Below are 7957 nucleotides of genomic sequence, written 5' to 3'. Positions count from 1 at the left end.
AGACCTTTTTGAAATCCAAAAGTGCCTGGCATGGGAGTGATCAGGGGGAAATTCAGGTACTTTTTCCCTGAAAATTAGGTAATTGACCCCCTCAAAATCGGTAAAACCCCACACCCCACACCCTACACCCTACACCCTGCTTCTAGGAAAAACTTTTTCAGCAGACCCTACATAGCTGATGGGTGAGAATGGGGTCAAAAAATGCGTGAGTAACCAAAACAAAATCCTTCGACTGTCGTACAGAAATTAATGAAAATTAAAGCGGAAAGACAAGCAAAAAGGCAAAGTTTATGATGTTGCAATATCTGATGGATGACAATATTGACCCATTTTATGTTAAGCAATTACGGAGAAAAAATAGAGATTTAGTGGTTTGGGCAATCGGAGAACCCAATGCACCAGAAAAGGAAACATTAGACCCAGAAATTCTGACCTGGTGTGAGATAAATAATTTTATTCTTAATACAGGTATGAGTATCAGGATAAAAACTAATCAAATCTAAACTAGGCTAATATTCTGGGATATTTCTAGACCATAATAGCCAGAAATTACTGTAATTTGATGGGCGGAGTCGGACTCGAACCGACATGAGGGGCTGCCTCGCCACATTTTGAGTGTGGTGCGTCTACCAATTTCGCCATTCGCCCTTGGCATTAGCTTTATCATTATAACCCATTTTTGGACTCTTTAACAAATTGTGATAATCGGGGGAACTAGCCCAACGATCGATTTCTCGCGCGCGTAGGACGGGGAGGGGATGGGTTAACTGTTGGGTTTGCAAACCCTTTAACATTTCGCCAATTTCCGAGGCGCTGACGGCATCGTAGGACTTGGCCTGATCGATAAAAGCCTCTAAATTTAATAAAGGTGCGAGACTGGGGGAACCTCCGGCTAACTTCATTAACACCGACATGACGATTTTTGGGTCTTGAACTGCCAATAAAGCCGCTCGATCGCAGCTAAACTCGGCGCAGCGCACCCATGCTAACATTCTCTCCTGTAGGGATCGTGCTAACATTGTCCCCCAATTGGGCAGTAATCCCGCCGCTAGGACCATAATATTGGCTAAAGTGAGATAAACGCCGTGTTCACATTTGAGATGACCTAATTCGTGGGCCATTACCGCTTGAATTTCTGCGGGAGTCAGCATTTCGATTAGGGAAGTGTGCATCACCATAAACGGTTTTTTGCCCCGCATGGCGAAGGTATAGGCGTTAGGAACGGGGTTTTGTTGAATGTATAATTGAGGTGGTTCTAAGTCGAGAATTCGGCAAGCTTCTAGGAGGAGATTATGCAGGTCGGGTAATTGTTTTTCCCCCACCAAAACACTAGCAGCAATATTATTTAAGTAAAAGAATTCCTCAGCGACGGAACCTAACAAACTTCTCACGGCTATATCTAACCCAGGCAACTGTTTAAGGGAGTTAGTGGCCTCTAGGTCGATGGGATGCCGAAAATCATTGGCTTTTAAGCCGAGTAATAACTGTTTTGATAATTCCATATTCTTATTCATTTAACCAAGCTTTGACGCGTTCTAAACTTTTCCAATTGGGTTTTCTAGCTAAACCATCGGCGATATTTTCATCCACTTCTTGGCGAACTTCTTTGTTTAAACTAACTAATTGTTGTACCAGTTCGATATGTTCTCTAACTCCGGCGGTTTTGGTTTCCAACATAGCTAAAACCAAATTGATCCGGTTTTGGGGGGAAACTTTATCGAGTTTAACGGCTTTTTGGGCGGCTTTTAGGGCTAATTCCGGTTTATCGGTGAGCATATATAACCAAGCTAAACAGGACCAAACGGCGGCATTTTTCGGACTGCGATCGCTTAATTGTTTAAATTCCGGCAATAAACTGGCGGCGCTTTCTCCCTGTTGGTAGCGTTCTAAACCTTGTTCGAGGGTAAAATTGGCGGTTTCTGTCATTTTCAGCTAGGGGGTTAATCAAGGAGCAAATTTAACGGTTATCGGCGTATTACACAAAGCTAGTACAATTTACCTTTATCTAGTATTCTAGCAAAATTTGTCCCTTTGTCAGCAAAATTTTAAAAGACGATGCCGCGTTCTCGCCAGATCATCAATAAGCCACTCATCGAAACGAATAACATCACTGCTTGTTTAAATTGTTGGGGACTCATTTTTTCTAAAACTTTTTGTCCTAACCAATTGCCCGGCCAGGCCGCTAATCCTAACAATAAACCGTAACCGAGAAAAGGCAGATGTAAAACTCCAAAGGCTGCGTAGGCGATTAATTTGGCCACATGAACTACTACCATGTGAACGGATTTCGTTGCCACCATTGGTTCTTTAACTAGCCCATAGTTGATATAAAACAGGTTCATCATCGGGCCGGTACTACCGACTAATCCTGAGAGGAAAGCGTAGATAAATCCCGAGGGCATAAAATACCAAGTTTTAATCTCAAAAAAAGGATTTTCTTCTTGGGGAAATAATTGTTTAAGCGAGGATAAAACCAGAAAAATTCCCAAAACTAGCGGCAACCATTTGAATTGTAAATGGGCAAAGACAAAAGCGCCGAGGGTAGATCCCATAATTGCCCCGGGTAGATACCACACCGTCGAGGGCCAGTCAATGGCGCGCCAATACATTCCCATGCGTTGGACGTTACCGAGTAGCATCCCCGTGGTTAAAACTGGAGGAATGACGGCAGCATCGAGAAACCAACCTAAAACGGGGAGTAGAATCAGGGGGCTGCCCCCACCAGCAAGGGTGCTAAAAAACCAAGCTAGACTACCTGCCAACATCAAGGTAACAATGATCATCGAGTTGTAAAGTTAATTCACAAAGAGTTACTTAATCTATTATGATATCCTCTTTGGGGTCTTCATCGGTATAATGCCATTCCACATTGGGCATAGCCTCGAAAGCTTGCCGGACGTAATCTTCCCAGAGTTTCCGCATTTTGGCTAGGTAGGGATCTCCTAGGCGCAATTGTAACTTATGACGTAGGCTTAGGCTATTAGCTTCATACATACTCAAATAGATAGGCGGTCCGACGGAAATATTCGATTTCATGGTCGAATCGATGGAAAGTAAGGCACATTTGGCCATTTCCTCTAGGGGTGTATCATAGGTAATGGTGCGATCAAGAATCGGTTTACCGTATTTAGTTTCACCTATCTGTAAAAAGGGCGTTTCTTTGGTGGCTTGAATATGATTTCCTTGGGGATAAATCAGGAATAATTGCTGGTCTTCTCCTTTAATTTGTCCCCCAAGAATAAAGTTACATTTAAAATCAATATTATCTTTTTCTAGCCAAGTTCTTTCCCTAGCTTGTACTTGACGACTTTTATCACCGATATAGTGGGCGATATCGTAGAGATGATTCAGAGAATGGAGATTTTTATCCTCTTGATTGTGCAGGTCTCTTTTTAGTTCGTGAATCACTCCTTGGCTAATCGATAAATTGCCGGATGTGCAGACCATAATTACCCTTTCTCCCGACACCGAAAAATCAAATAATTTCCGATAGGCCGAGATATAATCGACTCCCGCATTTGTACGAGAATCCGCCCCCATAACAATGCCAAAACGATTGATAATTCCTAAACAGTAAGTCATTATAAATTATGAATTATGAATTATGAATTGGGAAGTGGGGAGATGAGAGTGCCAGAGTTGGGATAAAAAAGCTAAATTCTGACGACCAACGACTGATAACTGATAACTGAATTAAGCCATAACCATACCACCATCGACGTTAAAGACTTGACCAGTGATATAAATAGCGGCGGGATCGGCGGCTAAAAAACGCACCATTCCAGCGACTTCTTCCGGTTTTCCGTAACGGGATAGGGGAATATATTTGAGGATTTCATCTGCTTTGAGGTCATGAGTCATATCAGTTTCAATAAAGCCGGGGGCCACGGCATTAACGGTGATGCCTCGACTGGCAAATTCTTTGGCTAAAGTTTTTGTTAAACCGATGACACCGGCTTTAGCAGCGCTGTAATTAGATTGACCCGGATTACCCATCAAACCGGATACGGAAGTGATGTTAATTATGCGGCCGCTTTTCTGTTTTAACATCAATTTACTGACGGCGCGAGTGCAGAGAAAAACCCCGGTTAAATTGAGATCGATGACCGCTTGCCAGTCTTCTAATTTCATTCTTAACATTAGGGTATCCCGGGTAATACCGGCATTATTAACTAAGACATCAATATGACCGAATTTTTGCTTGGTACTGTCCACTAAATTATCCACTTCTTCGCTTTTAGCCACATCTGCTTGTAGAGCTATTGCCTTTCCCCCGGCCGCGGTAATTTCTTCGACAACGGCATCGGCAGCACTGCTAGATTTAGCATAGTTCACCACTACAGTAGCACCCTGGCTGGCTAATTCCAAGGCGATCGCTTTACCGATCCCTCGCGAGGCCCCGGTTACTATGGCTACTTTGTCTTGTAAATGCTGGCATTCTGCGGGTAATAGTTTCATAATTTTCTGCATTCCCCAAATAATCGTCAAATCTCAAGAGAAAACTTTGTACTGATAACTTTGCTCAAAACAATTCATTATCTCACAAGCGGGTTAATTTGACCGCAGCCATCCTCAAGTGCGATCGCTCTGTCCCCACTTTCCTGTATAGTATCAGGGAGAATTGGCCGCCACTAATTGATCGAGTTGTTGCTGCATCAAATAACAGACTTTCTCATAACATTCGCGTACATAACGGCGGTCCCGGGCTGCTTTTTTGCCGTAACGTTCAAAAATAATTGGGGGACAAACCCGCGTCTGTATCGATACGGGTAAGGGAATATTCGGCAAGGGACCGATAGCTAGTCCCCAGGGTAAACCGAAATAGATGGGACAGGTCCCGGGGTCAATACCGAAAGGCCAAGGCATACCCTGTTTATGCAATTCTTTTAATTGAGGATAAATATCTTCGAGGACAAACAGAGTCGAGTGAGCGCCGTGGGAAATGGCGGGAATAATCGGCACTTCGTACTGTAAAGCTAGTTTAACAAAAGCTTGATTACCGGCAAAATAAATTTTATTTCTTAAACTGTGGGGACGGAAAACATCCGCAGCACCTCCCGGATAAATGAGGACACTAGCGCCACTATTTAAAGCAGCGATCGCCATTTTGGGATGGGCATGAACGGCCCCCATTTGGGCTGCTAGACTAGCTTGGGGTGGAAAAAATCGCCAGACTCGCGAATCCATCAAACCATAGACTAAGCGATCGCTGCCAAAGCGTTGAAACCAATCATACATCATCATAAACATATCGGGAGCCGCTAAACCGCCGTTGTGGGAGCCGATGAATAATACCTGTCCTGAGGGGGGAATATTTTCCCAACCATCGGTTTTAACCCGAAAATAATGGTGATAAAACCAATCCAGAAGGGGGACAAATTTTTCGATCACTTGCGGATCCCGATCCTCTAATGACCAACCGGTGAGGGTATCAACAGGGGCCTTGGCTGCTTGTAGGGATAATTCGGCAAAAGTGGCCGTAGATGAGACAAAAGAGCTAAAAATCTGCATTGATGCCAAGTTGATAATTTAATCGCACCTTATTATCGCAAATTTCGGTTAAAAAACCCATCGTTTTAGAACGGCTTTCCTCGATAATTCTATCATTTTTAATGTCTAATCTTCACAGTGGAACCAATTTTTATCTAATAATTGCTCTAAACTGTAAGGGCATTCTGAGGGAAAATCGCTAGAAAACCCAGTTTTTTGTTGAACATAATCGAAAGCATCCTGATAGATTATCGGTAATTCCTCGGCTAAATAATTCTGTAAATTTGTCGTTAAACATTTTCTTAATTGCGTGCGAAAACTGATAATTTCCGCTCGCCAATGATTCCCATTTATTTCTGCTTCTGTTGTCCAATATTGTAAAAGTAATAAATGCCTGATCACTTGTTCAAGTAAGCTACTGACTCGGTTTTTATCTCTTTTACTCAAGCTTTCTAATTCCTCAATTAAATGGATTACATCTAATTCATCTAAGCGATTTTCCTTGAGGATTTTTATTGTTTCCTCTAACCAAAGATGTTGATCAATTTCGTAAAGTAGGGGTAGGGTTTCTCCTCCCTCTACTTGCCAGGGATTCTGATTTAAAGTTTTCATTGGGTTGTTGGCGGTTTTTAATAGGAAATAAGCACCCTCATATATATATTAGGCCACTTTCTCCTAATTTTGATATTGACACGGGAAAAATCACCGCCCCGCTAATTCTCGTTTATAGGATCATTGGTGCATAGCCAATTTTGTAGGGTGCGTTAACGTAGTGTAACGCACGTCTTTACTGACTCAAGCCAATTTTGTAGGGTGCGTTAACGTAGTGTAACGCACGTCTTTACTGACTCAAGCTGTTAAAATATGTCGGATGAATTAAAGATTGGGTTTAATTTATAACTCTACCCAATTCTCTAAACTTAATCCTTCAACCCTCAATAAATCACCGTCATTAGAAACAACAATTAAACTTTTAACTATAGCAGTAGCAGCAATTAAAATATCTTCTGTTTGTATGGGTAATCCTCTTAATCTAAGATGAGCATGAATTTCGGCTGCTTTTTATAAAATAGCTAAATCATCTAATAAAATAATTTGATAATCCTGACAAAGTTGGTTAAATCTTTCTCTTTGTTTAGGTGCAGCAACTGCCAAAAATCCCCTCTTAATTTCAAAATAAGTAATGCAACTGATAAAGATACTTTTTCTTTGAGCTTTGACATCTTCAATTTTTTGATAAATTTCAAGATTACGCTTAATGATCAAAGAGACGATATTAGTATCTAACAAATAACTCATAATTACCTATTTACGCTTAATTGCTTCATCGAAAATAGCCATTTGTTCAGGAGTAAAATCGCCGCCAATTTTTGACAGGATTTCTGTGGACATAATCAAGCTACAATGCTCTTTCAGTTCTGCCTCTGACATAGTGTTAAACTCCTCAAAAGGTAAATTTTTTTCAAATAATTCAACCAAATGTTTCACTATTTCTGAATAATTAAGTTCCTCTTTAAAGAAAGGACGGTCTTCCATTAAAATAGAAACAACTTGCTCAATTCTCTTAATCATCGATTTTTGTCTGACATCAGTTGATAACATATTTATGCCGCCAGTAAATTTTCAATAATATTTATCAACTGCCAATATATCAAGTTTCTCGTGGTTATGCAACATCGTGAGTTCGATCTCGAAGAGAAGAGAGCGGCATAACGGTGTCTTGAGTGGGATGTATGGCCATTCTCATCGGATGGTAGTTTCTGTCATGTCCGACCTGTTTGGGGTGAAGATGTCTTTATGGTTAAAAGACCGCAGGGGACGCACCTTGTCAGATGAGGACATATTACACTATCCTTATGATAGTAGTAACCTTAGCCGAAACCATGAAAACAATTAGTTTTAAAACCCGTGTAGGAGAAGATGGAACATTACAAATATCTTTACCGCCTGAACTTAAAAACACAGATTTAGAAGTCACCTTAGTTTATCAGCCAATATCTCTAAAAGAACAAGAAGAAAAAACTACATTTAGCCAATGGCAAGAAGGCTTTTTTGAAGAAGTAATTGGCGGTTGGGAAGGTGAATTATTAGTAAGAGAAAAACAGCCAGATTATGAGGAAAGAGAACAACTACTATGACTTATCTGTTAGATACAAATGTTTGTATTAAGCTACTTAATAATAGTAGTTTGGCTGTTACTCATGAGTTAGCAAAACATCAGCCAGACGAGATTTATTTATCTACTGTGGTACAATTAGAATTATATTATGGGGCTTACAAAAGCAGTAGGAAAGAGCAAAATTTAGCAAAGCTAGAGCGTTTCTGTAATCAATTTAGTATTTTACCTTTTGACCAAAATTCTGCAAAAATTGCTGGAAGAATTCGTTCTCAATTAAATCAATTAGGTATTCCTATCGGTGGTTATGATTTACAAATTGCAGCTCTTGCTATGGCTAATGAGTTAATT

Annotated in this window: 11 protein-coding genes, 1 tRNA gene and 1 pseudogene; 3 read left to right on the top strand and 10 right to left on the bottom strand. The window is 40.8% G+C overall.

Features of this window, described 5'->3' with window-relative positions; all coding sequences use genetic code 11:
- Positions 1-308 precede the first annotated feature (308 nt).
- Positions 309-503: a hypothetical protein gene (locus tag PX481_RS00085; protein WP_190722684.1), complete on the top strand. Its 195-nt coding sequence runs from the start codon at positions 309-311 to the stop codon at positions 501-503.
- A gap of 60 nt (positions 504-563) precedes the next feature.
- Here the strand turns inward: PX481_RS00085 and PX481_RS00080 are convergent.
- The 10 genes and pseudogenes from PX481_RS00080 to PX481_RS00035 form a co-directional block, all read right to left on the bottom strand.
- Positions 564-648, bottom strand: a tRNA-Leu gene (locus PX481_RS00080).
- On the bottom strand, positions 627-1514 hold the full coding sequence (locus PX481_RS00075; RefSeq protein WP_288027692.1) for a M48 family metallopeptidase: 888 nt from the start codon (positions 1512-1514) through the stop codon (positions 627-629). Before PX481_RS00075 ends, PX481_RS00080 begins: the two co-directional genes overlap by 22 nt.
- On the bottom strand, positions 1507-1926 hold the full coding sequence (locus tag PX481_RS00070; RefSeq protein ID WP_002757780.1) for a tetratricopeptide repeat protein: 420 nt from the start codon (positions 1924-1926) through the stop codon (positions 1507-1509). The genes PX481_RS00075 and PX481_RS00070 overlap by 8 nt, the downstream gene beginning before the upstream one ends.
- A 119-nt stretch (positions 1927-2045) precedes the next feature.
- Positions 2046-2783, bottom strand: a complete 738-nt coding sequence (locus PX481_RS00065) for a sulfite exporter TauE/SafE family protein (RefSeq protein ID WP_288092993.1) — start codon at positions 2781-2783, stop codon at positions 2046-2048.
- A 31-nt stretch (positions 2784-2814) separates the two neighbouring features.
- Positions 2815-3582: a proteasome-type protease gene (locus PX481_RS00060; RefSeq protein WP_002757776.1), complete on the bottom strand. Its 768-nt coding sequence runs from the start codon at positions 3580-3582 to the stop codon at positions 2815-2817.
- A 111-nt stretch (positions 3583-3693) separates the two neighbouring features.
- Entirely contained in the window at positions 3694-4470 is a 777-nt protein-coding gene (fabG, locus tag PX481_RS00055; RefSeq protein WP_288092998.1) for a 3-oxoacyl-[acyl-carrier-protein] reductase, read from the bottom strand.
- A gap of 141 nt (positions 4471-4611) precedes the next feature.
- Entirely contained in the window at positions 4612-5511 is a 900-nt protein-coding gene (locus tag PX481_RS00050) for a lysophospholipid acyltransferase family protein (RefSeq protein ID WP_002757771.1), read from the bottom strand.
- Positions 5512-5616: 105 nt separating this feature from the next.
- Positions 5617-6102, bottom strand: a complete 486-nt coding sequence (locus PX481_RS00045; RefSeq protein ID WP_002757770.1) for a DUF29 domain-containing protein — start codon at positions 6100-6102, stop codon at positions 5617-5619.
- Between the two features lie 282 nt (positions 6103-6384).
- Positions 6385-6789, bottom strand: a pseudogene (locus PX481_RS00040) (type II toxin-antitoxin system VapC family toxin).
- Between the two features lie 6 nt (positions 6790-6795).
- Positions 6796-7092: a hypothetical protein gene (locus PX481_RS00035; RefSeq protein ID WP_002757768.1), complete on the bottom strand. Its 297-nt coding sequence runs from the start codon at positions 7090-7092 to the stop codon at positions 6796-6798.
- Positions 7093-7373: 281 nt separating this feature from the next.
- Between PX481_RS00035 and PX481_RS00030 the strand changes: the two genes are divergently transcribed.
- Together PX481_RS00030 and PX481_RS00025 are read left to right on the top strand one after the other, a co-directional pair.
- Positions 7374-7628: a hypothetical protein gene (locus tag PX481_RS00030; RefSeq protein ID WP_024968940.1), complete on the top strand. Its 255-nt coding sequence runs from the start codon at positions 7374-7376 to the stop codon at positions 7626-7628.
- Positions 7625-7957 (top strand): type II toxin-antitoxin system VapC family toxin (locus PX481_RS00025; RefSeq protein WP_288092988.1); only part of this gene is annotated, 333 nt, incomplete at its 3' end. The genes PX481_RS00030 and PX481_RS00025, both read left to right, overlap by 4 nt.

This window comes from Microcystis sp. M53603_WE2, from assembly GCF_030065435.1.
The sequence above is the reverse complement of the archived record's forward strand: the minus strand, read 5'-3'. Positions and strand labels throughout refer to the sequence as shown.